This window comes from Pseudomonas sp. MPB26 (assembly GCF_046605355.1).
Lineage (GTDB): Bacteria > Pseudomonadota > Gammaproteobacteria > Pseudomonadales > Pseudomonadaceae > Aquipseudomonas > Aquipseudomonas cedrina.
Map to the genome: position 1 here is coordinate 1468685 of NZ_CP176793.1, position 26029 is coordinate 1494713.

Consider the following 26029-nt stretch of genomic DNA (forward strand, 5'->3'; position numbering starts at 1 on the left):
GCCCGCTCGGCACATATGCTGGTCCTGTCAGTGAGGGCCGCCATGCATAACCCCTGCGCCCTGATCCCGGTCTACAACCACGAAGCCGCCGTACCCGCCGTGGTCCACCGCCTGTTGAACAATGGCCTGCCCTGCCTGTTGGTCGACGACGGCAGCAGCCCGGCCTGCGCAGCGGTATTGGCGCAACTGGCGACGCTCGACAACGTCACCCTGCTGCACCTGCCCAGCAACCAGGGCAAAGGCGGCGCGGTGATGGCCGGTTTCCGCGAAGCCGCACGCCTGGGCTATACCCATACCCTGCAAGTGGACGCCGACGGCCAGCACGACCTGCGCGAAGTCGAGACGTTCCTCGACCTCTCGCGCAGGCATCCCGACGCGGTGATCTGCGGCTACCCTGAATACGACGACAGCGTGCCCAAAGGCCGCCTGTACGCGCGCTACCTGACCCACGTGTGGGTGTGGATCAACACCCTGTCGCTGCAGATTCGCGACTCGATGTGCGGCTTTCGCGTGTACCCGCTGGCGCCGGTGCTGGCACTGATGGACTCGGCCTACATTGGCACGCGCATGGATTTTGACTCCGATATCCTGGTGCGCCTGGCCTGGCGCAACCAGCCGATGCGCTGGCTGCCGACTCAGGTGCACTACCCCGCCGACGGCCTGTCGCACTTTCGCCTGTTCCACGACAACGTGCGCATCTCGGCGATGCACACCCGTCTGTTCTTCGGCATGCTGGTGCGTGCGCCGATGATCCTGTGGCGACGGTGGCAGGCATGAGCGACAGCACCAAACACTGGGCCGACCGCGAGGAACGCGGCAGCTACTGGCTGATGAAATTCACCGCGTTCGCCGCCAAGGTCTGCGGCCGCCGAGTCCTGAGCCCGGTGCTGTACGGCATCGTGTTGTACTTTTTCCTGTTCGGCCGCACCGCGCGCCGCAGCGCCTGGCAGTACCAACAGCGCCTGGCCGACTGGAGCGGGCGTGACGCGTTGCGCCCCACTCATTGGAAGGTCTTCGGTCAGTTCATGGCCTTTGCCGACTCGCTGCTCGACAAGCTCGACGTGTGGAACGGCAAGCTGCGCCTGGAACAGATCGAGATCAACGACCCGGCGCAATTGCGCGGGCAACTGCGTGGTGACCGCGGGCAGATGCTGGTGGGCGCGCACCTGGGCAACCTGGAAGTGTGCCGCGCCCTCGCCGAGATCGGTGAGCAAGTCACCATGAACGTACTGGTGCACACCAAACACGCCGAACAATTCAACCGCCTGCTGGGCGAAGCCGGGGCAACCCACTTGCGCCTGATCCAGGTCAGCGAACTGGATCCGGCCACCATGCTGCAGCTCAGCCAGCGCCTGGACGACGGTGAGTGGCTGGCGATTGCCGGCGACCGCGTGCCGCTGCACGGCGGGCGCACGGTGCGCGTAGACTTCCTCGGCCATGACGCCGCCTTCCCGCAGGGGCCGTGGCTGCTGGCCGGCCTGCTCAAATGCCCGGTGAACCTGCTGATGTGCCTCAAGCACGGGCGGCGCTATCGCCTGAGCATCGAGCCTTTCGCCGAGTCGATCGAATGGAAACGCAGCACCCGCGAGCAGGTCATTGCCCTGTGGACCGCGCGCTATGCCGCACGCCTGGGCCAGTTCTGCCTGGAAGCGCCCCAACAATGGTTCAACTTTTACCCTTTCTGGAAGACCGATGACCACGCATCTTGAGCCGGTAACCTTTGGCGAACGCGCATTGCGCATCGAAGACGTGCTGGCTTTGGCCAACCGTCAGGCGCCGACCCAATTGCAGGGCGATGCCGCGTATCGCCAGCGCATCGCCAAGGGCGCGCAGTTTCTCGATTCGCTGCTGGACAAGGAAGGCGTGATTTATGGCGTGACCACCGGCTATGGCGACTCCTGCGTGGTGGCCGTGCCGTTGCAGCATGTCGAGGCCTTGCCGCGTCATCTGTATACCTTCCATGGGTGCGGCCTGGGCAAGCTGCTCGATGCCCAAGCCACCCGGGCGGTGCTGGCCGCGCGGTTGCAGTCGCTGTGTCACGGCGTGTCCGGCGTACGCGTGGAGTTGCTCGAGCGCCTGCATGCATTCCTCGAACACGACGTGTTGCCGCTGATTCCGGAAGAGGGTTCGGTAGGCGCCAGCGGTGACTTGACGCCGCTGTCCTACGTAGCCGCGACGCTCTCCGGCGAGCGTGAGGTGATGTTCCGTGGCGAACGCCGCCAGGCCGCCGATGTGCATCGCGAACTGGGCTGGGAACCGCTGGTGCTGCGCCCCAAGGAAGCCCTGGCGCTGATGAACGGCACCGCAGTGATGACCGGCCTGGCCTGCCTGGCCTTCGCCCGCGCCGACTACCTGCTGCAACTGGCCACGCGCATCACCGCGTTGAACGTGGTGGCGCTGCAAGGCAACCCGGAACATTTCGATGAGCGCCTGTTCGCCGCCAAGCCGCACCCGGGGCAGATGCAAGTTGCCGCATGGCTGCGCAAGGACCTGGCGATCGACGCGCCGACCGCGCCGCTGCATCGCCTGCAGGACCGTTACTCGCTGCGTTGCGCACCCCATGTGCTCGGCGTGCTGGCCGACAGCCTGAACTGGCTGCGTTCCTTCATCGAGATCGAGCTGAACAGCGCCAACGACAACCCGATCATCGACGCCGAAGAAGAACGCGTGCTCCACGGTGGGCATTTTTACGGCGGGCACATCGCCTTTGCCATGGACAGCCTCAAGACCCTGGTTGCCAACGTTGCCGACCTGCTCGACCGCCAGCTCGCACTGCTGGTGGACGTGCGCTACAACCATGGCCTGCCGAGCAACCTGTCCGGTGCCCCGGCCGACCGCGCAATGATCAACCATGGCTTCAAGGCCGTGCAGATCGGCACCAGCGCCTGGACCGCCGAAGCGCTGAAAAACACCATGCCGGCCAGCGTGTTCTCGCGCTCCACCGAGTGCCATAACCAGGACAAGGTCAGCATGGGCACCATCGCCGCCCGCGATGCGATCCGCGTGCTGGAACTGACCGAGCAAGTCGCCGCCGCGACGTTACTCGCCGCCAACCAGGGCGTGTGGCTGCGCGCCCAGGCCGAGGATGCGCGGCCACTGCCGCCGGCGCTGGCGACGATGCACGAAGCACTCGCCAAAGACTTCCCGCCGGTCATCGAAGACCGCGCCCTGGAAGGCGAACTGCGCCTGTGCCTGCAACGCATCGCTGAGCAACACTGGAGGCTGCATGCGTAGCCAGGGCGTGCTGCATTGCGACACTGAAATCCTCGTGCCGTTTTTTGACGTCGACACCATGAACGTCGTCTGGCACGGGCATTACGTGAAATACCTGGAAGTGGCGCGCTGCGCGCTGCTGGACAAGATCGGCCACAACTACACAGCGATGCTCGAGTCCGGCTATGCCTGGCCGGTGATCGACATGCAGCTGCGCTATGTGCGCGGCGCGGTGTTCGGCCAGACCATCAACGTACGCGCAAGCCTGGTGGAATGGGAGAACCGCTTGAAGGTCAATTACCTGATTACCGATGTGGCCAGCGGCGAGCGGTTGACCCGTGCCAGCACCGTGCAGGTGGCGGTGGAAGTCGCGACCCGCGAGATGCAGCTTGCCTCCCCAACCGTATTCACAAACGCCGTAGAGAGAGCCTTGAAATGAGATCCCCTGTGGGAGCGGGCTTGCTCGCGAAGATCGTCAACGATATCACTGGGTACCTGACACACTGCGGCGCTCTCAAGTCCTTCGCGAGCAAGTCGAATCGTCGCACCGCCGCTCCCACATTGATCGCGTTAATTCTGTTGTTGACTAATACAGGCCTGGCCCATGCTTTCGACCTGCAGCAACTCAGCGACCAACTCGCAAAACCCACCGTCATCCACGGCAACTTCACCCAAGAAAAACACCTGCGCGCTCTGCCCCAGCCCCTCGTCAGCAAAGGCACCTTCGTCCTGGCTAAAGACCATGGCCTGCTGTGGCTGCTCAAAACCCCGCTGCAGCAGGACTACCGCATCAGCGCCCAGGGCATTGCCCGGCGTGACGCCAATGGCTGGCAATTGCTGCCGAACAAGAGCGCCGGCGCCGAACAGAACCGCCTGTTCCTCGCCGTGCTCCAGGGCGACAGCAGCGGCTTGCAGCGTGACTTCGACCTGCAACTGCAAGGCGAGGCCAAACAGTGGACATTGACCCTGGTGCCGCGCTCGCTGCTGCTCAAGCAAGTCTTCACCCAGATCAATATCGACGGCGGCGAACTGGTGCAGAAAATCGAACTGCTGGAAACCCAGGGCGACAGCACCCTACTGCGCATGCTGGACAGCACGGCGAGCCAACCCTTGACTGACGCGGAGCAACACGACTTTGCCCAGTGAGCGCCTGCTGCCGCGCCTGTTCCTGATCCTGCTGGTCGCCATGCTGGCCCTGGCCGGCTGGCAGTGGCGTCACGGTGCGCCGTTGTCGGCCAACCTGATGGAACTGGTGCCGGGCAGCACGCCGGATGCGCTGGAACAGCAAGCCGAACAACGCATGCAAGAACCGCTGAACCGCGAAATGCTGGTGCTGGTCGGGCATGCCGACCGCCAGCAAGCCGTGGCCGTGGCCCAACAATTGGGCGAGCGCTGGCAGGCCAGCGGGTTGTTTGAAAAGGTGCAATGGAACCTGCAAGCCGACTTGCCGGCACTGCGCGAGCAATTGCTGCGCGGACGCCTGGCCATGCTCTCGGCCAAGGATCGCGAGCAGCTGATCGAGCACCCTGACGCGTTTATCCAACAGCGCGTACAGGCGTTGTACGACCCCTTTACCGGTTTCAGCCTGGTGCCCAGCCAGGACGACTGGCTGGGCCTGACCGGGCGCATCCAGAACAGCCAGCCGCAGCGCGGCGCCGTGCAGCTGGATATCGGCAGCGGCGCGTTGATCGCCGATGCCGACGGCAAAAACTGGGTGTTGCTGCGCGCGCGCACCACCGGCAATGCCTTCGATATGAAACTGCCGCTGCAGGTGGCGGACCTGCTCCAGGCCAGCCGCGAGCAGGCCGCCGGGCACGGCGCCCAATTGCTCGCCGCCAGCGGCTTGCTCTACGCCGCCAATGGTCAGCAGCAGGCCACCCGGGAAATCACCTGGGTCGGCGGCGGCGCGACCATCGGTATCCTTTTGCTGTTGTTGCTGGCGTTCCGGCGCTGGCGCGTACTGCTGGCCTTTGTGCCGGTGCTGGTGGGCATGCTGTTTGGCGCGGTGGCCTGCGTGGCGTTGTTTGATCACATGCACGTAATGACACTGGTGCTGGGCTCCAGCCTGATCGGCGTGGCGGTGGACTACCCGCTGCATTACCTGTCGAAAAGCTGGAGCCTACGGCCATGGCGCAGTTGGCCGGCGTTGCGCCTCACGCTGCCAGGCTTGAGCCTGAGCCTGGCGACCAGTTGCATCGGGTATCTGGCGCTGGCCTGGACGCCGTTCCCGGCCTTGACGCAAATAGCGGTGTTCTCTGCCGCTGGGTTGGTCGGCGCCTACCTGTGCGCCGTGTGCCTGCTGCCGGCATTGCTCAAGGGCGTGGAGCTGCGCCCGGCGCAATGGCCGCTGCGCATCGCCGAAGGAATGTGGCGCGCGCGTGCATCCTTGCTCAAGCGCGTGCCGAGCCCGGTATTGCTGGGGGCGCTGCTGCTGTTTTGCGCAGGTGGCTTATGGCACTTGAACAGCAAAAACGATATCCGCCAATGGATCGGCGCACCGCCGCAATTGCTGCAGGAAGCCCAGGCCGTGGCGCGCATTACCGGGTTCCAGCCCACCAGCCAGTTCTTTCTGGTGCGCGCAGACACCCAGCAGCAGTTGCTGGAGCGCCAGGCTGCGTTGGCGCAGCGCCTGGACCCACTGGTGAACATGGACAAACTCAAGGGTTACCTGGCGCTCAATCAATTGGTCAGCCTGCCCGCAGAGCAACAACAATTGCGCGATGCGCTGGACCAACTGCCGCAACACTGGCAGCCGCTGCTTGACCTGGGCGTGCCTGCCAGCGCGCTGCACGCCGAAGTTGCAAGGTTGCAGGCTCTGCCCACCGAAGACATCGACGCCGCGCTGATAGGCCCGCTGGCCGAACCTTGGCGCACCCTGTGGCTTGGCCCGATTGAAGGTGGCGTGGCGGCCATGGTCAGCCTGCAAGGCTTGAACAACCCGGCGCTGCTACGGGTGCAAGCATTGGACTTACCGGGTGTGCAGTTGGTGGACCGTCTGGGCGATTTGAACCGGGTGTTCGCCGACACGCAAATCAGCGCCGCCGAGTTGAAACTGATGTCCTGTGTTTTGATCGTACTGCTGCTGATCCTGCCGTTCGGTTTTGGCGGGGCCTTGCGCATCGTCGCCCTGCCGCTGCTGGCGGCGCTGTGCAGCCTGGCCAGCCTCGGCTGGCTGGGCCAGCCGCTGACGCTGTTCAGCCTGTTCGGCTTGCTGCTGGTCACGGCTATCAGCGTCGATTATGCGATCCTGATGCGCGAGCAGATCGGCGGCCCCGCGGTCAGCCTGTTGGGAACCTTGCTGGCGGCGCTGACGACCTGGTTATCGTTTGGCCTGCTGGCGGTGTCCAGCACGCCGGCGGTGAGTAATTTCGGCCTATCGGTCAGCCTGGGCCTGGCATTCAGCTTTATGCTGGCGCCCTGGGCCGGACAACAGAAACACGCCTTATGAATGTGATTATCGCCAGAACGGCAAGGAGCCCTCGTGCCCACAGTTGAAATGGAACGTCGCCAGGTGGTGGTGATCGGTGCCGGTCCATCCGGGGCCATCGCCGCCGCGCTGCTCAAGCGCAATGGGCATGATGTATTGATCATCGAGCGCCAGCATTTCCCACGGTTCTCGATTGGCGAAAGCCTGCTGTCCCACTGCATCGACTTTATCGAAGAAGCCGGCATGCTCGAGGCCGTGCAGGCCGCGGGTTTCCAACTGAAAACCGGCGCCGCGTTCGCCTGGGGCGAGCGCTACAGCGCGTTTGACTTCGGCGACACCTTCAGCCACGGCAAGCCCACCACCTTCCAGGTGCAGCGTGGCGAGTTCGACAAGTTGCTGGCCGATCAGGCCGCGCTGCAGGGCGTGGAGATCCGCTACGGCGAAACCATCGTCGGCGTCGATTTCAAGGGCGAGTGCCGCTACCTGCACGTTCGCCGTGAGAACGGCAGCGAGTACCATCTCAAGGCCAAATTCGTGCTCGACGCCAGCGGCTACGGCCGTGTGCTGCCGCGCCTGCTCGACCTGGACGTGCCGTCGGACTTCCCGGTGCGCCAGGCGGTGTTCACCCACGTTGAAGACCGGATCGAACACCCAGGCTTCGACCGCACCAAGATCCTGGTCACGACTCACCCGACCCAGCGCGATATCTGGTTCTGGACCATTCCGTTCAGTAACGGCCGCTGCTCGGTCGGCGTGGTCGCGGCCAAGGCGCATTTCGAAGGCCGTGACACTGACCTCGACGCCTGCCTGCGCGGCTTTATCGACGAAACCCCGAGCCTGTCCGGCGTGCTGGACAACGCCGTGTGGGATACGCCGGCGCGGACCATCGGCGGCTACGCGGCCAATGTCAAAACCTTGCACGGTCCGGGTTTTGCGCTGCTGGGCAACGCCGCGGAATTTCTCGACCCGGTGTTTTCGTCCGGCGTGACCATTGCCATGCGCTCGGCGAGCATGGCGGCCGGCGTGCTGCATCGTCAGCTCAAAGGCGAAACCGTGGACTGGCAAACCGAGTTCGCCGAGCCCTTGAAGCGCGGCGTCGAAACCTTCCGATGCTACGTCGAGGGCTGGTACGCCGGAACCTTCCAAGATGTGATTTTTCATCCCGGCAGCTCGCCGGAGATTCGGCGCATGATCAGCGCGATCCTTGCCGGGTACGCATGGGATGAGCGCAACCCGTTCGTGAGCGAGCCCAAGCGACGGTTGCGGATGTTGTCGGAAATCTGTGCGAGTGAGCCGGTATGAGCAGCGCACCGCTGGAAAAAACCTGCTTGAGCGGCAACTACGTCGAAGAAACCCGGTTCGGCTTCTGGTTCCTGCGCAGCCACACCTGGCAGCACCGCGTGTTGCGCGTAGCGATCAACGACCTGCGCAACCTGTTTACCGAGCCGCTGCCCCAGGCGCCGGTGCTGCTCGACGCCGGTTGCGGCCAGGGCAAATCCTTCACGCTGCTGCACCAAGTGTTCGCGCCTGGGCGGCTGATCGGCCTGGACGCCGATCTTCACAGCCTCGAGTTGAGCCGTGAAGAAGCGACGCGCCAGGGCCTGGCCGTCGAGCTGATCGGCAGCGACTGCGCCACGTTGCAAGTGCCGGACGCCAGCGTCGATATCCTGTTCTGCCACCAGACCTTCCACCATCTGGTTGAACAGCATCGTGCACTCAAGGAGTTTTACCGCGTGCTCAAGCCGGGGGGTTACTTGCTGTTTGCCGAGTCCACCGAAGCCTATATCGATACCTGGGTGATCCGTTGGCTGTTCCGCCACCCGATGCACGTGCAGAAAAGCGCCGAGCAATACCTGCAGATGCTCCGCGAGCAGGGTTTTGAATTCGGCCCGCAGAACGTCTCGTACCCGTACCTGTGGTGGAGCCGCTCCAGCGACTTCGGCCTGTTGGAGCGCTGGGGCCTGCGCAAGGCGCCACCGGTGGGCCAGCGCGAAGAAACCCTGGTCAACTGCGTGGCACGCAAACCGTTGGCGAGTGCCGCGCCATGATGCGCATGCTGTTGATCGGCTGCCTGATGCTGCTGGGCGCCTGCGCCAGCCAGCCACCGCTGCCCGGGAACCCCCCAACCCTGGCGTTGCCGCTGCAACTGCACGTGCAACGCCTGGCCGACGGCCAGAGCCAGGATTGGTTGCTGGTGATCCAGCGCGAAGGCGGCGGCATTCGCTGGTCGATGATGGACCCGCTGGGCATCCCCCAGGCCCGGCAAAAACTGATCGATGGCCAGTGGCAGGCCGATGGCCTGCTGCCGCCCAACCCCCAGGCGCGCGAGCTGTTTGCCGCGTTGCTGTTTGCGTTGACCTCGGCCGATGATGTGCGTGCGCTGTATCCCGGCACCCAGGCCAGGGACCTGACGCGGACCCTGCCGGGCCATTGGCAGATCGTGTATCAGTCTTCCGAAGTCTTTAGCGTGAACATGAGCGGGCAGCCGTTGAGCTACCGCGTCACGCCACTCGGAGTTGACCGATGACCGCCTACCTCAACGCCCTGGGCGTCATCTGCGCCCTTGGCCGTGGCCAGGTTGAAGTCAGCCGCCGCCTGTTTGCCGGTGACTGCTCGGGCATGCGCGCCGAGAGCGGCTGGGTGCCGGAGCGCGAATTGCCGGTAGCCGGTGTGCACGGCGACTTGGCGGCCATCCCGGCGCAATTGGGCCAGCAACGCAGCCGCAATAACCAACTGCTGCTGGAAGCGGCGTTGCAGATCGAGGGTGAGATCCGCCGCGCCATCCAGACTTACGGCGCCTCACGGGTCGGCGTCGTGCTCGGTACCAGCACGTCGGGCATCGACGAAGCCAGTCGCGGGATGGCCCAGTACCTGCGGGAACACCAGTTCCCGGGCGACTACGACTATCAGCAACAGGAACTCAGCGCCCCGGCCAACTTCCTGGCTGACTGGCTGCAACTGAGCGGCCCGGCCTATGTGATCTCCACGGCCTGCACCTCCAGCGCCCGCGCGCTGATGAGCGCCCAACGCCTGTTGGACCTGGGCCTGTGCGATGCGGTTATTTGCGGCGGCGTCGACAGCCTGTGCAAGCTCACCCTCAATGGCTTCAGCGCATTGGAAGCCGTGTCGAACCAGCGCTGCAACCCGTTTTCAGTGAACCGCAACGGCATTAACATCGGCGAGGCGGCCGTGCTGTTCCTGATGACCAAGGAGCCCGCGCCCATCGTCCTGCTGGGCAGCGGCGCCAGCTGCGATGCGCACCATATCTCCGCGCCTGAACCCACCGGCAAAGGTGCGTTGCAGGCGATGCGCAAGGCGCTCGCCAGTGCCAGGCTGCAGCCCGAAGCGATCGGCTACCTGAACCTGCACGGCACCGCCACCCAGCATAACGACGCCATGGAAAGCCTGGCCGTCGCCAGCCTGTTCCCGCAAGGCGTGGCTTGCTCGTCGACCAAACCCATGAGCGGCCATACCCTGGGCGCAGCCGGCGCGCTGGAAGCGGCGTTCTGCTGGTTGAGCCTGGTTCACAACCGCCTGCCGCCGCATGTCTGGGACGGCCAGGCCGACCCGCTGCTGCCTGCCTTGCAGTGGGCGCAGGCCGGAGCCGGCCTGGAAAAACGCTGCCTGATGAGCAACTCGTTTGCCTTCGGCGGCAACAATGTCAGCCTGATTATCGCAGAGGCCCCATGATCAATTGGCCACTCGCCGAACTGCTGCCCCATGCCGGCGACATGATCCTGATCGACCAGGTGCTGTCGTTTGACGAAGAGCAGATTCATACCCGAACCACCGTCCAGCCCGGCGGCCTGTTCAACCGCGCGGACGGCAGCCTGCCGGCCTGGGTCGGCATCGAATTGATGGCGCAGAGCGTCGCCGCCTATGCCGGTTGCCGCGCGCGCCAGAAAGGCGAAGCCGTGGAACTGGGCTTCCTGCTCGGTACACGTAAATTCGAGTGCAACGTGGAGCACTTTCCCGCTGGCGCCGAACTGACGATCCACGGCCTGCGTTCCCTGGAAGACGACAACGGCATGGGTGTGTTCGAATGCCACCTGACCGGCAACGGCATCCAGGCCAGCGCCCGCTTGAATGTATTTCGACCGCCCCAGGCGGCCAACTATTTAGCTGAATCGAAGGACGAAACGTCATGACTGAATCCGTACTGGTCACCGGCTCCAGCCGTGGCATCGGCCGCGCCATCGCGCTGCGCCTGGCCCAGGCCGGGCATGACATCGTGCTGCACTGCCGCAGTGGCCGTGCCGAAGCCAACGCAGTGCAGGCCGAGGTCCAAGCGCTGGGCCGCCAGGCGCGAGTGCTGCAATTCGACGTGGCGGATCGCGCGCTTTGCAGGCAGATTCTTGAGGCCGATGTGGAGCAACATGGCGCCTATTATGGCGTGGTGCTCAATGCCGGCCTGACCCGTGACGGTGCCTTCCCGGCCTTGTCCGAAGATGACTGGGACGTGGTGATGCGCACCAATCTCGACGGTTTCTATAACGTGCTGCACCCGGTGATGATGCCGATGATTCGTCGCAAGGCGGCCGGGCGCATCGTGTGCATCACCTCGGTGTCCGGGTTGATCGGCAATCGCGGCCAGGTCAATTACAGCGCCTCGAAAGCCGGCCTGATCGGCGCGGCCAAGGCCCTGGCCATCGAGCTGGGCAAGCGCAAGATCACCGTCAACTGCGTCGCCCCCGGCCTGATCGACACCGCCATGCTGGATGAAAACGTGCCGGTCGAAGAGTTGATGAAAATGATCCCGGCACAACGCATGGGCACCCCGGAAGAAGTGGCGGGCGCGGTGAACTTCCTGATGTCGGCCGAGGCGGGCTATATCACGCGCCAGGTCCTGGCGGTGAATGGGGGATTGTGCTGATGAAGCGCGTCGTCGTCACCGGCATGGCCGGCATGACCTCCCTGGGGGGTGATTGGGACACCATTTGCGCCAACTTCCGCGCCAACCGCAGCGGCATCCGGCGCATGGACGAGTGGGACCGTTTTACCGAATTGAACACGCGCCTGGCCGGGCCGATCGACGACTTTGTCGTGCCTGCCCATTGGACGCGCAAACAACTGCGCAGCATGGGCCGCGTCTCGCGCCTGGCGGTGTGGGCGGCTGAACAGGCGTTGCAGGACGCCGGCCTGCTCGGCGACGAGTCGATCAAGGACGGACGCATGGGCGTGGCCTGCGGCTCGTCCACCGGCAGCACCGACGAGATCAAGGCGTTCGGAAACATGTTGCTCAATTCGGTGGCCGAGGGGCTGAATGCCAATTCTTATGTGCGCATGATGCCGCACACCACGGCGGCGAATATCAGCATCTTTTTCGGCCTCACCGGGCGGCTGATTCCCACGTCCAGCGCCTGCACCAGCGGCAGCCAAGGCATCGGCTATGCGTATGAAGCGATCAAGTTCGGCCGCCTGCCGTTGATGCTGGCCGGTGGCGCCGAAGAGCTGTGCCCTACCGAAGCCATGGTGTTCGACGCGCTCTACGCCACCAGCCTGAAGAACGATGCCCCGCAAACCAGTCCACGCCCCTATGACAGCGGCCGCGATGGCCTGGTGATCGGCGAAGGCGGCGGCATGCTGGTGCTCGAAGAACTGGAACATGCCCTGGCTCGCGGTGCGCATATCCACGCCGAGCTGGTCGGCTTCGGCAGCAACGCCGACGGCCAGCACACCACGCGTCCGGAACAGAAAACCATGCGCCGCGCGATGGAGCTGGCCCTGGAAGATGCCGGGCTTGAGCCTGGCGCAATCGGCTACGTGAATGGTCATGGCACCGCTACCGACCAGGGCGATATCGCCGAAACGCTGGCCACCAGCAGCCTGTTCGGCAGCCGCATGCCGATCAGTTCGCAGAAGAGCTTTCTGGGCCATACCTTGGGCGCCTGCGGTGCGCTGGAGTCCTGGTTCAGCATCGAGATGATGAACCGCAACCAGTACGTGCACACCTTCAACCTGGATGCGGTCGACCCGCAATGCGGCGAACTGGACTACGTGCAAGGTGAATTCCGCGAGATGCACCACGACTACGTGATGAACAACAACTTTGCCTTCGGCGGCGTCAACACTTCGCTGATCTTCCGCCGCTGGTCCTGACTTTTTAATCGATTGGAGAATACGGAATGTCTTCCTTGCTACGCGCGACCCTGATCACTCTGGCCCTGCTGACGACAGCCGGCTGCACCAGCAAACCGATCCTCAATACCCAGCACGACCTGCCGGCCAACGCTCAGGTCACTGAAGAAAAAATGAAACAGGTGATCGTCAACGCCCTGCAAAAACGCGAATGGACGGTACAGCGCCTGAGCCCGCAACTGGTGCAGGCCGAGATCACCGTGCGTAATCAGTATTACGCGGCCATCGACATCCGCTATACCCGCAACAGCTACGCCATCACCTACCGCGACAGCCGACAGCTGGGCTACAAGGACGGCAAGATCCATCGCAACTACAACCGCTGGGTGAACAACCTGGACAGCGACATCATGGCGGGCTTGCGCAGCAATGGTGTGAGTGGGGAGGCGGGGTCGGCGGCGCAGTTGTTTGAGCAGACCGGGACTACCAAGTAGAACTGAGACGCTCAAGATTCAGAAACGACAAAGGGCGCCTCTCGGCGCCCTCTTCACAAACAGGTTGGCTTGTCATCGCCTCGTCCTGCCTGGCTCTGCGATGGCTGGTTGCCCAGGATCCTCAGAGTCTCACAAGCCCCTTTCGGGAACTTGGGCAGTATGCCTGAAAACAGCTTAACGGCAACCCGTGGCAAAATGCCGTTCATCCCTCAATGCAGCCCCAGCGCACTGCGCACCGCCGCCTTTATTGCTAAGAATTGATCATAGGTGAGTTCAGCGATTTTGTAAGTTCGTTTGCCGTGACGATCCTTGCTTTTGATCCGGTCGAGCCTGCCCAGGCTGACAGTCGCCACAATGTCACATTTTGCCCAGCAGACAGGGCTTGCTCCTTGAAGATGACTATCGAGCTGCAAGTGGTGCTCCAAGACCGTCTGCGGCGCAGTGGTGCTCAGTGGCACAACCGTCACCAGCAACTTATTGGTTCGGTGCTTGCGTACCACGATGACCGGTCGGATCTTTATGATTTCCGGGACCTCATAGCCTCGAAAATCACACATCAACACGCTGCCCTCCTTGGGCTGATAGAGAAGTGCCATCCATATCACTCGCTTGAGAAAAAGCGATTCTGCGTAACTTTTCGGCGAATAACTAAGCCGGTTGCGTTACCTGATATGTGTCCGCGCTACAGCACTGCCTTACGCGTCAACAACTCCACAAACGCCTTCGCCATGGGCGTCTGCGCGCCCTTGCGTTGCACCAGCCACACCGCCGTCACCGCCTCGGGGTCGAGCAACGTGCGATACACCACGCCGTCGATCCGGATGCGTTGGTATGACGCCGGCAACACCGATACGCCCAATCCCGCCGCCACCAGACCGATGATGGTCATCGCCTCCCCCGCCTCCTGGGCGATGTGGGGGCTGAAGCCGGCGTCACGGCACAGGCTGAGCAACTGCGCATACAGGCCGCTGCCGTAGGCGCGCGGGAAAAACACGAACGGCTCCTGCGCCAGTTGCGTCAGGTGCACGCCACGCTCGCTCCCCTCCGCCAGCGGGTGGCCGGCATTCAACACCGCCACCAGCGGCTCGCGCATCAGCTCGACCACGCTCAGCGAGTCCGGCAACGGCAGCGGTCGCATCAGCCCCACCTGGATCGACTCATCCACCAGCGACTCGGCCACTTCCGTGCTGCTCATCTCCTGAAGGTTGAGGTGCACCGCCGGGAAAGCCTGGCGAAACGCGAAGATCGCCTGGGGAATGCTGGCATTGAACGGTGCCGACGAGGTGAAGCCGATCTTCAACTCGCCCAGCTCACCCAGCTGTGCACGACGCGCCACATCCGCCGCCTTGTCGACCTGGGCCAGCACCAGCCGTGCCTCGTGCAGGAACAACCGGCCCGCTTCGCTCAGCTCGACCCGACGATTGGTACGTTCAAATAACCGCGCACCCACTTGATGTTCCAGCGCCTGGATCTGCTGGCTCAGCGGCGGCTGCGAGATGCCCAGCACCTGCGCGGCGCGGCCGAAATGCAGTTCTTCGGCAACGGCGATGAAGTAACGCAAGTGACGCAGTTCCATACCCACCTCATTAGGTCGTCAAAGCTATCAAACAGGTCGAACAATATATTGGAAAGAATCATTAGCCAGCTATATTCTTTTTCTCATTGCCGCTCCTGGCACGCTCGTGCGCCCCGAGGTCCCCGTGAAAGTTGCTGTCGCTCCACTCGCTCAAGAACGCCCACCCACCGCTCTGGATGAAGTGGTGGCCCAGCTCAATGACGCGTACATCGAAAAAGGCACGCCGATGTTCATGCGCACGGTGCTGGCGCTGTTCTGCGGCGGTTTTGCCACCTTCGCCCTGCTGTATTGCGTACAGCCGATGATGCCGGCCTTGTCCCATGAATTTTCCATCAATGCGGCGCAGAGCAGCCTGATCCTGTCTGTGGCTACCGCGATGCTCGCGTTCGGCTTGCTGATCACCGGGCCGATTTCCGACCGGCTGGGACGCAAGCCGGTGATGGTCTGCGCACTGTTCTGCGCGGCACTGGCGACCATCGCCAGCGGCTTGATGCCCAATTGGGAAGGCATCCTGCTGATGCGTGCGCTGGTGGGCCTGTCGCTGAGCGGGCTGGCCGCCGTGGCCATGACCTACTTGAGCGAAGAGATTCACCCGCAGCACATCGGCCTGGCCATGGGCCTCTACATAGGAGGCAACGCGATTGGCGGCATGAGTGGACGCCTGATCATCGGCGTGCTGATCGACTTCGTCAGCTGGCACACCGCAATGCTGATCATCGGCGCCCTGGCGCTGGTCGCCGCCACGGTGTTCTGGAAAATCCTGCCCCAGTCGCGCAACTTCCGCGCCACCAGCCTCAAGCCGCGCAGCCTGCTGGACGGCTTTGTCATGCACTTCAAGGACGCGGGCCTGCCGTGGTTGTTCCTCGAAGCCTTCCTGCTGATGGGCGCGTTCGTGACCCTGTTCAACTACATCGGCTACCGCCTGCTGGCCGATCCTTATGACCTCAGCCAAGCCGTGGTTGGCCTGCTGTCGCTGGTGTACCTCTCGGGCATCTACAGCTCGGCGAAGATCGGCGCCCTGGCCGACCGCCTGGGCCGCCGCCGCGTGCTCTGGGCCACTATCGCGCTGATGCTCGCCGGCATGGCCCTGACCCTGTTCACCCCGCTTTGGCTGGTGGTGCCGGGCATGCTGGTCTTCACCTTCGGCTTCTTCGGCGCCCATTCGGTGGCCAGCAGCTGGATCGGCCGCCGCGCGGTGAAAGCCAAGGGGCAGGCGTCGTCGTTGTACCTGTTCTGCTATTACGCAGGATCGAGCATTGCCGGGACGGCGGGCGGGTTCTTCTGGCACTTCGGCGGGTGGAACGGGATTGGGGCGTTTATCGTGGCGTTGTTGATTGGCGCGTTGCTGGTGGCGTTGAGGTTGGCGAAGTTGCCGCCGTTGGGGCAAGCAGCGACTTGAGGTACCAGTACCGCCCAGGAAAAACCGCTTTACAGCGGTTTTTTTGCAACCGGCTTTCGCTTCATTCCAGTGACGACCGAGTCATTGGGCTTGCCCTAATGCCAGTCAGTTAAGGGAAACATCGCCCTCTGTAGGAGCGAGCTTGCTCGCGAAAAACGTCAACGATAACGCGTGCGTCCTGGATAAATGCGGCGCCTGTGAGTTCTTCGCGAGCAAGCTCGCTCCTACAAAGGCCTTAACTGAACGGCATTAGGGCTTGCCCCGCATTGGGCTGCGAGCCCTTGGACAGTTCGCCTGAATGTCCATGGGGGGTGACGACGTTGAGTAATTTGACTCTACTCATCATGCTCCACCAGATCGGCCAGGGACTTGAGATCGATGCGTTTATCGACAACGTCCAGGGCCATTCCCAGCGCAGAAATTACCCGGAACACGGTGTACATCGCGACGTTTTCACCTGCTTCAAGATCCATTATGGTCTTGCGGTTGCACTTGGCCCGCTCCGCCAGTTGCGCCTGGCTATAGCCTTTGGCGCGACGCAGCTGTCGTATTCTGTCACCCAACTCGGGTGGATTGGCCAGCAACATAATGTCACCCATAACGGACTTTAATGATTAAAAACGCCAGTATGTCCGTAATAACGGACATTGCGAATGCCTTATGTCCGTCGGTACCAAACAAAAACGCCCGGTATAACCCGAGCGTTTTCTATTGCGCGCCGATCACTCGTGATACTGCGCCGACAACTCATGCACCGCGCGCAGGAACGCGCCGGCGTGTTCCGGGTTCACTTCCGGGGTGATGCCATGGCCGAGGTTGAACACGTGCCCGGTGCCCTTGCCGTAGCTGGCGAGGATGCGCCCGACTTCGGTGCGGATCGCTTCCGGCTTGGCGTACAGCACGGTCGGGTCCATGTTGCCCTGCAGTGCAACGCGGTTGCCGACGCGCTGGCGGGCTTGGCCGATGTCGCAGGTCCAGTCCAGGCCCAGTGCGTCAGCACCGGCGTCGGCGATGCTTTCCAGCCACAGGCCGCCGCCCTTGGTAAACAGGATCACCGGGACCTTGCGGCCTTCGTGTTCACGGATCAGGCCGCTGACGATCTTGCGCATGTAGGCCAGGGAGAATTCCTGGTACGCCGCCGCCGAGAGGTTGCCGCCCCAGGTGTCGAAGATCTGCACCGCTTGCGCGCCGGCCATGATCTGGCCATTGAGGTACGAGGTGACCGACTGCGCCAGCTTATCCAGCAGCAGGTGCATGGCTTGCGGATTGTCGTAGAGCATGGCCTTGGTCTTGCGGAAGTCTTTCGACGAACCGCCTTCAACCATGTAGGTGGCCAGGGTCCAGGGGCTGCCGGAGAAACCGATCAGCGGTACGCGGCCATTGAGTTCACGGCGGATGGTGCTCACGGCGTCCATCACGTAACCGAGGTCTTTGTGCGGGTCCGGGATAGGCAGGGCTTCGATGTCGGCCAGGGTGCTGACGACTTTCTTGAAACGCGGGCCTTCGCCGGTTTCGAAGTACAGGCCTTGGCCCATGGCATCAGGGATGGTGAGGATATCGGAGAAGAGGATGGCCGCGTCCAGTTGCGGGTAGCGGTCCAGCGGCTGCAGGGTGACTTCGCAGGCGAACTCCGGGTTCATGCACAGGCTCATGAAGTCGCCGGCGTGGGCGCGGCTGGCGCGGTATTCCGGCAGGTAGCGACCGGCCTGGCGCATCATCCACACGGGGGTGACGTCCACGGGTTGCTTGAGCAGGGCACGCAGGAAACGGTCGTTCTTGAGGGCAGTCATGTCGGCATCCGCAAAAAAAGTGCGGGCATTTTCTCAGAGCGCGACGCAAAAGGCACGGAGTGAGCCGTGCCTTTTGTCTATCGGGTCAATTTGTCGCGGCTTTGAAAGCAGTGCAATACAAATGTGGGAGCGGGCTTGCTCGCGAAGGCGGTGGGTCAGTCAACGCATCTAGTGACTGATATACCGCCTTCGCGAGCAAGCCCGCTCCCACATTTTGATCCCATTTCAGGTCGGGATCGGGGTGGTCAGACTTGCAGGTAGTCCAGGATCCCTTCGGCGGCATTGCGGCCTTCGAAGATCGCCGTTACCACCAGGTCAGAACCGCGCACCATATCGCCACCGGCGAAGATCTTCGGGTTGCTGGTCTGGTGCTTGTACTGGCCTTGTTCCGGGGCGACGACGCGGCCCTGGCTGTCGGTCTGGATCTGGAACTGCTCGAACCACGGCGCCGGGCTTGGACGGAAACCGAAGGCGATGACCACGGCGTCGGCCGGGATGATCTCTTCGGAGCCCGGGATCGGCTCGGGGCTGCGACGGCCGCGGGCGTCCGGTTCGCCGAGACGGGTCTCGACCACCTTCACGCCTTCGACGCGGTCTTCACCGACAATGGCGATCGGCTGGCGGTTGTAGAGGAATTTCACGCCTTCTTCCTTGGCGTTCTTCACCTCTTTGCGCGAGCCGGGCATGTTGGCTTCGTCACGACGGTACGCACAGGTCACCGACTTGGCGCCCTGGCGGATCGACGTGCGGTTGCAGTCCATCGCGGTGTCGCCACCGCCGAGCACCACGACTTTCTTGCCTTTCATGTCGACGAAATCTTCCGGCGACTTTTCAAAGCCCAGGTTGCGGTTGACGTTGGCGATCAGGAAATCCAAAGCGTCGTACACACCCGGCAGGTCCTCACCGGCAAAGCCGCCCTTCATATACGTGTAGGTACCCATGCCCATGAACACAGCGTCGTATTCGGCGAGCAGTTGTTCCATGGTGATGTCTTTGCCGATTTCGGTATTGAGGCGGAACTCGATACCCATGCCGGTAAACACTTCGCGACGGTTGCTCAGTACGGTTTTTTCCAGCTTGAACTCAGGAATGCCGAAGGTCAGCAGGCCACCGATTTCCGGGTTCTTGTCGAACACCACCGGGTTCACGCCGCCGCGCACCAGTACATCGGCACAGCCCAGGCCGGCAGGGCCCGCACCGATGATGGCGACGCGCTTGCCGGTCGGCTTGACCTTGGACATGTCCGGACGCCAGCCCATGGCGAACGCGGTGTCGGTGATGTACTTCTCCACCGAACCGATGGTCACCGCGCCGAAGCCGTCGTTAAGGGTGCACGCACCCTCGCACAGGCGATCCTGCGGACACACCCGGCCGCAGACTTCCGGCAGGGTGTTGGTCTGGTGCGACAGCTCGGCGGCGGCGAGGATGTTGCCCTCGGCCACCAGCTTCAGCCAGTTGGGAATGAAGTTGTGCACCGGGCACTTCCATTCGCAATACGGGTTACCGCACCCCAGGCAGCGGTGGGCCTGGTCGGCCGAGTGCTGGGGTTTGAAGGGTTCGTAGATTTCCACGAACTCTTTCTTGCGTTGACGCAACAGTTTCTTCTTCGGATCTTTGCGCCCGACATCGATGAACTGGAAGTCGTTATTCAGACGTTCAGCCATGTTAAAACCTCATCAAACTCTTCAGGCGCATATCACTGCGGGTTGGCACGGATGCTGGAAAGCAACGATTTCAGGTTGGCCGCCTTGGGCTTGACCAGCCAGAAACGACGCAGGTAATCATCCAGGTTCTCGGCGAGGTTACGCCCCCATTCGCTGCCGGTTTCCTCGACGTACTCGTCCAGCACATGCTGCAAGTGGTTGCGGTAGGATTCCATGGCTTCGCCGCTGATCCGCTGGATCTCGACCAACTCGTGGTTGACCTTGTCGACGAAGGTGTTGTCCTGATCGAGCACGTAGGCGAAACCGCCGGTCATGCCCGAACCGAAGTTGTAACCGGTCTTGCCCAGTACCGCGACAAAACCACCGGTCATGTACTCGCAGCAGTGATCGCCAGTGCCTTCCACCACGGTGTGGGCACCGGAGTTACGCACGGCGAAACGCTCACCGGCAGTGCCGGCGGCGAACAGTTTGCCACCGGTGGCGCCGTACAAGCAGGTGTTGCCGATAATGGCGCTGTCCTGGGTCTTGTAGACGCTGCCTTTAGGCGGAACGATCACCAGCTTGCCGCCGGTCATGCCTTTGCCCACGTAGTCGTTGGCGTCGCCTTCGAGATACATGTGCAGGCCACCGGCGTTCCACACGCCAAAGCTCTGGCCCGCAGTGCCCTTGAAGCGGAAGGTGATCGGTGCTTTCGCCATGCCCTGGTTGCCGTGCTTGCGCGCAATTTCGCCGGAGACGCGGGCGCCGATGGAACGGTCGCAGTTGCAGATATCCAGGGCGAATTCGCCACCGCTGGCGTCGTTGATCGACGAACCTGCGATGTCCACCATCTTCTCGGCCAGCAAGCCTTTGTCGAACGGCGGGTTGCGGTCCACCTGGCAGAACTGCGGCTTGTCGGCCGGGATGTGATCGCTGCCCAACAGCGGCGTCAGGTCCAGGTGATGCTGCTTGGCGGTCTGGCCCTCGAGGATTTCCAGCAGATCGGTGCGGCCGATCAGCTCTTCCAACGAACGCACCCCCAACTTGGCCAGCCACTCACGGGTCTCTTCGGCGACGTAGGTGAAGAAGTTCACCACCATGTCGACGGTGCCGATGTAGTGATCCTTGCGCAGCTTTTCGTTCTGAGTGGCGACGCCGGTGGCGCAGTTGTTCAGGTGGCAGATGCGCAAGTATTTGCAGCCCAGGGCGATCATAGGCGCGGTGCCGAAGCCGAAGCTTTCGGCGCCGAGGATCGCGGCCTTGATCACGTCGAGGCCGGTTTTCAGGCCGCCGTCGGTCTGCACCCGGACCTTGCCGCGCAGGTCGTTGCCGCGCAGGGTCTGGTGAGTTTCGGCCAGGCCCAGTTCCCACGGTGCGCCGGCGTATTTGATGGAGGTCAGCGGCGAGGCGCCGGTACCGCCGTCGTAGCCGGAGATGGTGATCAGGTCGGCATAGGCCTTGGCCACACCGGCAGCGATGGTGCCCACGCCGGCTTCCGCCACCAGTTTCACCGAGACCAGGGCCTGCGGGTTGACTTGCTTGAGGTCGAAAATCAGCTGCGACAAGTCTTCGATCGAATAAATGTCGTGGTGCGGCGGCGGCGAAATCAGGGTCACGCCCGGCACCGCATAACGCAGCTTGGCGATCAGACCGTTGACCTTGCCGCCTGGCAACTGGCCGCCTTCACCGGGCTTGGCGCCCTGGGCTACCTTGATCTGCAGTACTTCGGCGTTGACCAGGTATTCCGGGGTCACACCGAAACGGCCCGTCGCGACCTGCTTGATTTTCGAGCTCTTGATAGTGCCGTAGCGCGCCGGGTCTTCGCCGCCTTCGCCGGAATTGGAACGCGCACCCAGGCGGTTCATGGCTTCGGCCAGGGCTTCGTGAGCCTCGGGCGACAAGGCGCCCAGGGAGATACCGGCAGAGTCGAAGCGCTTGAGGATCGACTCCAGCGGCTCGATTTCGCTGATCGCCAACGGTGTGTCCAGGGTTTTCACCTTGAACAGGTCGCGGATCATCGACACCGGGCGGTTATCCACCAGCGCGGTGTAGAGCTTGAACTTGGCGTAGTCGCCCTGCTGCACGGCGGCTTGCAGGGTGCTGACCACGTCCGGGTTGTAGGCGTGGTATTCGCCACCGTGCACGAACTTGAGCAGGCCGCCTTGCTGGATCGGCTTGCGCGCGCTCCAGGCTTCGGCCGCCAGGGCTTTCTGCTCGGCTTCGATGTCGACGAAACGCGCGCCCTTGATGCGGCTTGGCACGCCACGAAAGCTCAAATCGCAAACTTCTTCGGACAGGCCGATGGCTTCGAACAATTGAGCGCCGCGATACGACGTAACGGTGGAGATGCCCATCTTCGACAGGATCTTGAGCAAGCCCTTGGTGATGCCCTTGCGGTAGTTTTTGAACACCTCGTAGAGGTCGCCCAGAACTTCACCGGTACGGATCAGGTCACCCAGCACTTCGTAGGCCAGGAACGGATAGACCGCCGAGGCGCCGAAACCGATCAGCACCGCGAAGTGATGCGGGTCGCGGGCCGTGGCGGTTTCCACGAGGATGTTGGAGTCGCAACGCAGGCCTTTTTCGGTGAGGCGGTGGTGCACCGCGCCGGTCGCCAGCGAGGCATGGATCGGCAGCTTGCCGGGGGCAATGTGGCGGTCGGTCAGCACGATCTGGGTACGACCGGCGCGCACGGCTTCTTCGGCCTGGTCGGCGACGTTGCGCACAGCGGCTTCAAGGCCGAGGCTCTCGTCGTAGTTCAGGTCGATGATCTGCCGGTCGAAACCTGGACGCTCCAGGGTCATCAACGAACGCCACTTGGCCGGGGAAATGACCGGCGAGCTGAGGATCACGCGAGAAGCGTGCTCAGGCGATTCCTGGAAGATGTTGCGCTCGGCACCGAGGCACACTTCCAACGACATCACGATGGCTTCGCGCAGCGGGTCGATCGGCGGGTTGGTCACCTGGGCGAACTGCTGGCGGAAATAGTCGTACGGCGTGCGCACGCGCTGGGACAGCACGGCCATGGGCGTGTCATCGCCCATGGAGCCGACCGCCTCGTAGCCTTGCTCGCCGAGTGGACGCAGCACCTGGTCGCGCTCTTCGAACGTGACCTGGTACATCTTCATGTACTGCTTGAGCTGGTCGACGTCGTAGAAAGCCGAACCGTGGTCGTTGTCTTCCATGGTCGCCTGGATGCGCAGGGCGTTCTTGCGCAGCCATTGCTTGTACGGGTGACGCGACTTCAGGCGGTTGTCGATGGCGTCGGTGTCGAGGATCTGCCCGGTTTCGGTGTCCACGGCGAGGATCTGCCCAGGGCCCACGCGGCCTTTGGCGATGACGTCTTCAGGCTGGTAGTTCCACACACCGATTTCCGACGCCAGGGTGATGAAACCGTTGGTGGTCGTGACCCAGCGCGCCGGGCGCAGGCCGTTGCGGTCGAGCAGGCACACGGCGTAGCGACCGTCGGTCATGACCACGCCGGCCGGGCCGTCCCAGGGTTCCATGTGCATCGAGTTGTACTCGTAGAACGCACGCAGGTCCGGGTCCATGGTTTCGACGTTCTGCCACGCTGGCGGAATGATCATGCGCACGCCACGGAACAGGTCGATGCCGCCGGTGACCATCAGCTCGAGCATGTTGTCCATGCTCGAGGAGTCGGAGCCGACGCGGTTGACCAGCGGGCCGAGCTCTTCGAGGTCCATCAGGTCGTTGGCGAACTTGGTGCGACGGGCCACGGCCCAGTTGCGGTTGCCGGTAATGGTGTTGATCTCGCCGTTGTGGGCGAGGAAGCGGAATGGCTGGGCCAGCGGCCATTTCGGCAAGGTGTTGGTGGAGAAGCGCTGGTGGAACACGCAGATTGCGGTTTGCAGGCGCTCATCGCTCAGGTCCGGATAGAAGGCGGTGAGGTCCGCCGGCATCATCAGGCCTTTATAAATGATGGTCTTATGGGAAAAGCTGCAGATGTAGTGTTCGGTGTCGGCGGCATTGGACACCGACGAACGACGGCGGGAGGTGAACAGCTTGATCGCCATGTCCTGGTCACTCAGGCCGTCGCCTGCGATGAACACTTGTTCGATCTGTGGCAGGCGCTCCAGGGCCAGGCGGCCGAGTACGCTGGTGTCGATGGGCACTTTGCGCCAGCCGACGAGTTGCAGCCCGGCGGCCAGGATTTCGCGGTTCATGTGCTCGCGAGCGGCCTCTGCCTTGACCGGGTCCTGGTTGAAAAACACCATACCCACGGCGTACTGCTTGGGCAGGTCAACCGCAAAATGCTCTTTGGCGATGGCGCGCAGGAACTGGTCGGGCTTTTGAATCAGCAAGCCGCAACCGTCGCCGGTCTTGCCGTCGGCGTTGATCCCACCGCGGTGGGTCATGCAGGTCAGGGCTTCGATGGCCGTTTGCAAAAGGGTATGACTGGGCTCGCCCTGCATGTGGGCTATCAGGCCGAAACCACAGTTATCCTTGAATTCATCGGGTTGGTACAGACCTGCTTTCATAGACACTTTCTCACCAGGCTGCCTCTTATATCGAGGCAAATTTCTTTTCAATTCAACCGGTTACCTTCCACGCCGAACGTACGCCGGCTTAGCGGGGGCAAAAGGGAGGTCATTGTACACACCGACACAGACGCTCACAAATTTAGCGACGAAATGTCGCAAATCTATGTCGCATTTATGAAAGGTTTAAAGCGATATGCTGTGCTAGTCAAAACTTTTTTAATTCTGACCGCTACGACTCAAAAGCTACCGTGACGCAGACACCACAAAGCGCGCGGCCTTCAGGGCTGCACGCTGTTGTAGTTTTTTTGAGGTGCCGGGAGGGCGGCCTGGGTAAGGCCGCCGGATCTTCAGCGAGCAGTTGCGAGTTCTTGTTGAACGCTGGCAACAGTGCGAGGCCAAGGTTTACCAGCCTGAACCTTCGCTGGCAAGGCCTTGATGGCGGAATCGGCTGCGGCACGACTTGCGAAGTTGCCGTAGGTGATCACGTAGAGAGGCTTGCCGTTGAGCACTTTCTTGAAGTAGCGGTACTCGCCGCCCTGCTCTTTCACGAACGCCTGGGCATTGGCTTCGGAGCTGGTGCCAAGGATCTGCACCACGAAGTTACCGGTTGGCTGGCTGGCGTACCAACTGCTGCCAGCGGAGCCGGCCTTGGCAACGGTGGCGGCTGGTTTTTCAGCAGCCTTGGCGGCCGGAGCTGGAGCTGGCTTTGCCACGGGTGCAGCAGGCTTGGCAGTGGCGACCGTAGGTGCCGGAGTCGGCTTGGCGACTGGCGCAACGGGTGCTGCTGGCGTGCCCGCAGGGACGCCAGCAGGCGGCGCGGTAGTGGTCACGGTTGGCGGTGTAGCGCTGGAACCTTCCACTGGCACGCCGTCGTCGCCTTCGGAGATACCACCGGCTTCTTCGGCGAGCGGGCCACGCATGACCGGCTGGCCGACCATCGGCAGGTTGGTCGGCTGGCCGGAGTTGGCGAATTCGACGTTTGGCGTGGGCTTGCCCAGTGGCAACTGCGCCTGTTCGGTTGGCGCGCCGGCGGTCGTCGGTGCCTTGCTGCGGCCGGGGATCAACCAGGCAGCGGCGACGGCCACCACCACAACGGCGGAAATGGCCAATACGTGTTTCTTAGGCATGGTGAACCCCATCTTTGGACGCTTGACCGCGGTGCGGCTGGCAATCATGGCTTCGATCAGTGCATCGCGGGCAACCTGATTGATGGTGCCAGGCCAGCCGCCTGCGCTTTCGTGAATATCAGAGATCTGTTGAGCGGAGAAAAGTTCGATACCCGCCCCTGCGCCTTCCAGGCGTTGAGCCAGGTATTCGCGGGTTTCTTCCTCTTCGTACGGCTGCAACTCGATGACGTGGAACAACTCCTGGTCACCGCTGATTTGCTCCAGCTCGGCGATCAACGACGACTCACCAAACAGGAATACATGCGGACGGCCTTCCGGAGTGCCTGCCGCCAGCGCCAGCAGCGCTTCGAGGGCGGACTCGTCGAGTTGCTCGGCGTCATCCACAAGCAGGTAGACTTCCTGGCCGGTCAGGCCCAGTTGCACAACCTGCTTGAGGATCGCATTCGGCTCGGCAGTGGCCACGTCCAACGCCTGCGCAACCTGGCGCAACACGCCAGCCGCATCACCGGCGCCACGGGCCGAGACCACCACGCTCTGCACCGACTGCTTGTTGGTACTGGCCACCAGCGCTTGGCGCAGCAGGGTCTTGCCGCTGCCCAACGGCCCGGTCACGACCAGCAGCAACTGGCTGTAGCGCGCGAGGTGGTGCAACTGGCCGAGCACCGGCTTGCGCTGGGCCGGGAAAAATTTGAAACCAGGCACCCGTGGAGCAAAGGGGTCGTGGCTTAACTGGTAATGGCCGAGGAACGCCTCGTCGGCATGCAAACTAGTCATTGGGGT

The 26029-nt window shown here is 62.8% G+C and carries 22 protein-coding genes; 15 read left to right on the forward strand and 7 right to left on the reverse strand.

Going from position 1 to position 26029, the window contains the following annotated elements; genetic code table 11:
• Positions 1 to 42: 42 nt before the first annotated feature.
• Genes ACLH0H_RS06805 through ACLH0H_RS06870 form a run of 14 tightly spaced genes read left to right on the forward strand, consistent with a single transcriptional unit; the run spans position 43 to position 13212 of the window.
• Positions 43 to 777, forward strand: a complete 735-nt coding sequence (locus ACLH0H_RS06805) for a glycosyltransferase family 2 protein (RefSeq protein ID WP_411381454.1) — start codon at positions 43 to 45, stop codon at positions 775 to 777.
• On the forward strand, positions 774 to 1709 hold the full coding sequence (locus tag ACLH0H_RS06810) for a glycosyl transferase (RefSeq protein ID WP_411381455.1): 936 nt from the start codon (positions 774 to 776) through the stop codon (positions 1707 to 1709). The genes ACLH0H_RS06805 and ACLH0H_RS06810 overlap by 4 nt, the downstream gene beginning before the upstream one ends.
• A complete protein-coding gene (gene hutH, locus ACLH0H_RS06815) occupies positions 1693 to 3234 on the forward strand; it encodes an HAL/PAL/TAL family ammonia-lyase (protein ID WP_411381456.1) in 1542 nt (513 codons plus the stop codon). The genes ACLH0H_RS06810 and hutH overlap by 17 nt, the downstream gene beginning before the upstream one ends.
• Positions 3227 to 3652, forward strand: coding sequence for an acyl-CoA thioesterase (locus tag ACLH0H_RS06820; protein ID WP_307387528.1), 426 nt, complete (start codon positions 3227 to 3229; stop codon positions 3650 to 3652). The genes hutH and ACLH0H_RS06820 overlap by 8 nt, the downstream gene beginning before the upstream one ends.
• Entirely contained in the window at positions 3649 to 4359 is a 711-nt protein-coding gene (locus ACLH0H_RS06825; protein WP_411381457.1) for an outer membrane lipoprotein carrier protein LolA, read from the forward strand. Before ACLH0H_RS06820 ends, ACLH0H_RS06825 begins: the two co-directional genes overlap by 4 nt.
• The gene (locus ACLH0H_RS06830) at positions 4349 to 6661 is read left to right on the forward strand and encodes an MMPL family transporter (protein WP_411381458.1); all 2313 of its coding nucleotides are present in this window, start codon (positions 4349 to 4351) and stop codon (positions 6659 to 6661) included. The genes ACLH0H_RS06825 and ACLH0H_RS06830 overlap by 11 nt, the downstream gene beginning before the upstream one ends.
• A 33-nt stretch (positions 6662 to 6694) precedes the next feature.
• Positions 6695 to 7942 (forward strand): NAD(P)/FAD-dependent oxidoreductase, encoded by a 1248-nt coding sequence (locus ACLH0H_RS06835; RefSeq protein ID WP_411381459.1) that lies wholly within the window; start codon positions 6695 to 6697, stop codon positions 7940 to 7942.
• Positions 7939 to 8688, forward strand: a complete 750-nt coding sequence (locus ACLH0H_RS06840) for a class I SAM-dependent methyltransferase (RefSeq protein WP_411381460.1) — start codon at positions 7939 to 7941, stop codon at positions 8686 to 8688. The genes ACLH0H_RS06835 and ACLH0H_RS06840 overlap by 4 nt, the downstream gene beginning before the upstream one ends.
• Positions 8685 to 9167, forward strand: a complete 483-nt coding sequence (locus ACLH0H_RS06845) for a hypothetical protein (RefSeq protein ID WP_411381461.1) — start codon at positions 8685 to 8687, stop codon at positions 9165 to 9167. The genes ACLH0H_RS06840 and ACLH0H_RS06845 overlap by 4 nt, the downstream gene beginning before the upstream one ends.
• Positions 9164 to 10330: a beta-ketoacyl-[acyl-carrier-protein] synthase family protein gene (locus ACLH0H_RS06850; RefSeq protein WP_411381462.1), complete on the forward strand. Its 1167-nt coding sequence runs from the start codon at positions 9164 to 9166 to the stop codon at positions 10328 to 10330. Before ACLH0H_RS06845 ends, ACLH0H_RS06850 begins: the two co-directional genes overlap by 4 nt.
• The gene (locus ACLH0H_RS06855) at positions 10327 to 10788 is read left to right on the forward strand and encodes a hotdog family protein (RefSeq protein WP_076951762.1); all 462 of its coding nucleotides are present in this window, start codon (positions 10327 to 10329) and stop codon (positions 10786 to 10788) included. Before ACLH0H_RS06850 ends, ACLH0H_RS06855 begins: the two co-directional genes overlap by 4 nt.
• The gene (locus ACLH0H_RS06860; protein ID WP_411381463.1) at positions 10785 to 11513 is read left to right on the forward strand and encodes a 3-ketoacyl-ACP reductase FabG2; all 729 of its coding nucleotides are present in this window, start codon (positions 10785 to 10787) and stop codon (positions 11511 to 11513) included. Before ACLH0H_RS06855 ends, ACLH0H_RS06860 begins: the two co-directional genes overlap by 4 nt.
• Positions 11513 to 12739: a beta-ketoacyl-ACP synthase gene (locus tag ACLH0H_RS06865; RefSeq protein ID WP_411381464.1), complete on the forward strand. Its 1227-nt coding sequence runs from the start codon at positions 11513 to 11515 to the stop codon at positions 12737 to 12739. The genes ACLH0H_RS06860 and ACLH0H_RS06865 overlap by 1 nt, the downstream gene beginning before the upstream one ends.
• 26 nt (positions 12740 to 12765) lie before the next feature.
• Positions 12766 to 13212, forward strand: coding sequence for a hypothetical protein (locus ACLH0H_RS06870; RefSeq protein WP_411381465.1), 447 nt, complete (start codon positions 12766 to 12768; stop codon positions 13210 to 13212).
• A gap of 209 nt (positions 13213 to 13421) precedes the next feature.
• On the opposite strand, the gene ACLH0H_RS06875 is transcribed toward ACLH0H_RS06870, so the two are convergent.
• Together ACLH0H_RS06875 and ACLH0H_RS06880 are read right to left on the reverse strand one after the other, a co-directional pair.
• A complete protein-coding gene (locus ACLH0H_RS06875) occupies positions 13422 to 13808 on the reverse strand; it encodes a type II toxin-antitoxin system PemK/MazF family toxin (RefSeq protein WP_186687680.1) in 387 nt (128 codons plus the stop codon).
• 86 nt (positions 13809 to 13894) lie between these two features.
• Positions 13895 to 14788: a LysR substrate-binding domain-containing protein gene (locus ACLH0H_RS06880; RefSeq protein ID WP_411381466.1), complete on the reverse strand. Its 894-nt coding sequence runs from the start codon at positions 14786 to 14788 to the stop codon at positions 13895 to 13897.
• A 172-nt stretch (positions 14789 to 14960) separates the two neighbouring features.
• On the opposite strand from ACLH0H_RS06880, the gene ACLH0H_RS06885 reads away from it, so the two are divergent.
• Entirely contained in the window at positions 14961 to 16187 is a 1227-nt protein-coding gene (locus tag ACLH0H_RS06885; RefSeq protein ID WP_411382378.1) for an MFS transporter, read from the forward strand.
• A 335-nt stretch (positions 16188 to 16522) separates the two neighbouring features.
• On the opposite strand, the gene ACLH0H_RS06890 is transcribed toward ACLH0H_RS06885, so the two are convergent.
• From ACLH0H_RS06890 to ACLH0H_RS06910, 5 genes are all read right to left on the reverse strand, one after another.
• Positions 16523 to 16774 (reverse strand): helix-turn-helix transcriptional regulator, encoded by a 252-nt coding sequence (locus tag ACLH0H_RS06890; RefSeq protein ID WP_169375921.1) that lies wholly within the window; start codon positions 16772 to 16774, stop codon positions 16523 to 16525.
• Positions 16775 to 16909: 135 nt separating this feature from the next.
• Complete coding sequence (gene hemE / locus ACLH0H_RS06895; protein ID WP_411381467.1) at positions 16910 to 17977, reverse strand: uroporphyrinogen decarboxylase; 1068 nt, start codon at positions 17975 to 17977, stop codon at positions 16910 to 16912.
• A 245-nt stretch (positions 17978 to 18222) separates the two neighbouring features.
• On the reverse strand, positions 18223 to 19641 hold the full coding sequence (locus ACLH0H_RS06900; protein ID WP_411381468.1) for an FAD-dependent oxidoreductase: 1419 nt from the start codon (positions 19639 to 19641) through the stop codon (positions 18223 to 18225).
• Positions 19642 to 19673: 32 nt separating this feature from the next.
• Positions 19674 to 24119, reverse strand: a complete 4446-nt coding sequence (gene gltB, locus ACLH0H_RS06905) for a glutamate synthase large subunit (RefSeq protein WP_411381469.1) — start codon at positions 24117 to 24119, stop codon at positions 19674 to 19676.
• A gap of 350 nt (positions 24120 to 24469) precedes the next feature.
• Positions 24470 to 26023 carry an SPOR domain-containing protein gene (locus tag ACLH0H_RS06910; protein WP_411381470.1) on the reverse strand — a complete coding sequence of 518 codons (1554 nt, stop codon included), beginning with the start codon at positions 26021 to 26023 and terminating at the stop codon, positions 24470 to 24472.
• Positions 26024 to 26029 lie beyond the last annotated feature (6 nt).

What these genes read in the sequence shown, in the direction of transcription:
- ACLH0H_RS06805 (WP_411381454.1), top strand. Translation starts at nt 43, where the DNA reads ATGCATAACCCCTGCGCCCTGATCCCGGTCTACAACCACGAAGCCGCC.
- ACLH0H_RS06810 (WP_411381455.1), top strand. Translation starts at nt 774, where the DNA reads ATGAGCGACAGCACCAAACACTGGGCCGACCGCGAGGAACGCGGCAGC.
- hutH (WP_411381456.1), top strand. Translation starts at nt 1,693, where the DNA reads ATGACCACGCATCTTGAGCCGGTAACCTTTGGCGAACGCGCATTGCGC.
- ACLH0H_RS06820 (WP_307387528.1), top strand. Translation starts at nt 3,227, where the DNA reads ATGCGTAGCCAGGGCGTGCTGCATTGCGACACTGAAATCCTCGTGCCG.
- ACLH0H_RS06825 (WP_411381457.1), top strand. Translation starts at nt 3,649, where the DNA reads ATGAGATCCCCTGTGGGAGCGGGCTTGCTCGCGAAGATCGTCAACGAT.
- ACLH0H_RS06840 (WP_411381460.1), top strand. Translation starts at nt 7,939, where the DNA reads ATGAGCAGCGCACCGCTGGAAAAAACCTGCTTGAGCGGCAACTACGTC.
- ACLH0H_RS06845 (WP_411381461.1), top strand. Translation starts at nt 8,685, where the DNA reads ATGATGCGCATGCTGTTGATCGGCTGCCTGATGCTGCTGGGCGCCTGC.
- ACLH0H_RS06850 (WP_411381462.1), top strand. Translation starts at nt 9,164, where the DNA reads ATGACCGCCTACCTCAACGCCCTGGGCGTCATCTGCGCCCTTGGCCGT.
- ACLH0H_RS06855 (WP_076951762.1), top strand. Translation starts at nt 10,327, where the DNA reads ATGATCAATTGGCCACTCGCCGAACTGCTGCCCCATGCCGGCGACATG.
- ACLH0H_RS06860 (WP_411381463.1), top strand. Translation starts at nt 10,785, where the DNA reads ATGACTGAATCCGTACTGGTCACCGGCTCCAGCCGTGGCATCGGCCGC.
- ACLH0H_RS06865 (WP_411381464.1), top strand. Translation starts at nt 11,513, where the DNA reads ATGAAGCGCGTCGTCGTCACCGGCATGGCCGGCATGACCTCCCTGGGG.
- ACLH0H_RS06870 (WP_411381465.1), top strand. Translation starts at nt 12,766, where the DNA reads ATGTCTTCCTTGCTACGCGCGACCCTGATCACTCTGGCCCTGCTGACG.
- ACLH0H_RS06875 (WP_186687680.1), bottom strand. Translation starts at nt 13,808, where the DNA reads ATGGCACTTCTCTATCAGCCCAAGGAGGGCAGCGTGTTGATGTGTGAT.
- ACLH0H_RS06880 (WP_411381466.1), bottom strand. Translation starts at nt 14,788, where the DNA reads ATGGAACTGCGTCACTTGCGTTACTTCATCGCCGTTGCCGAAGAACTG.
- ACLH0H_RS06890 (WP_169375921.1), bottom strand. Translation starts at nt 16,774, where the DNA reads ATGTTGCTGGCCAATCCACCCGAGTTGGGTGACAGAATACGACAGCTG.
- hemE (WP_411381467.1), bottom strand. Translation starts at nt 17,977, where the DNA reads ATGACTGCCCTCAAGAACGACCGTTTCCTGCGTGCCCTGCTCAAGCAA.
- ACLH0H_RS06900 (WP_411381468.1), bottom strand. Translation starts at nt 19,641, where the DNA reads ATGGCTGAACGTCTGAATAACGACTTCCAGTTCATCGATGTCGGGCGC.
- gltB (WP_411381469.1), bottom strand. Translation starts at nt 24,119, where the DNA reads ATGAAAGCAGGTCTGTACCAACCCGATGAATTCAAGGATAACTGTGGT.
- ACLH0H_RS06910 (WP_411381470.1), bottom strand. Translation starts at nt 26,023, where the DNA reads ATGACTAGTTTGCATGCCGACGAGGCGTTCCTCGGCCATTACCAGTTA.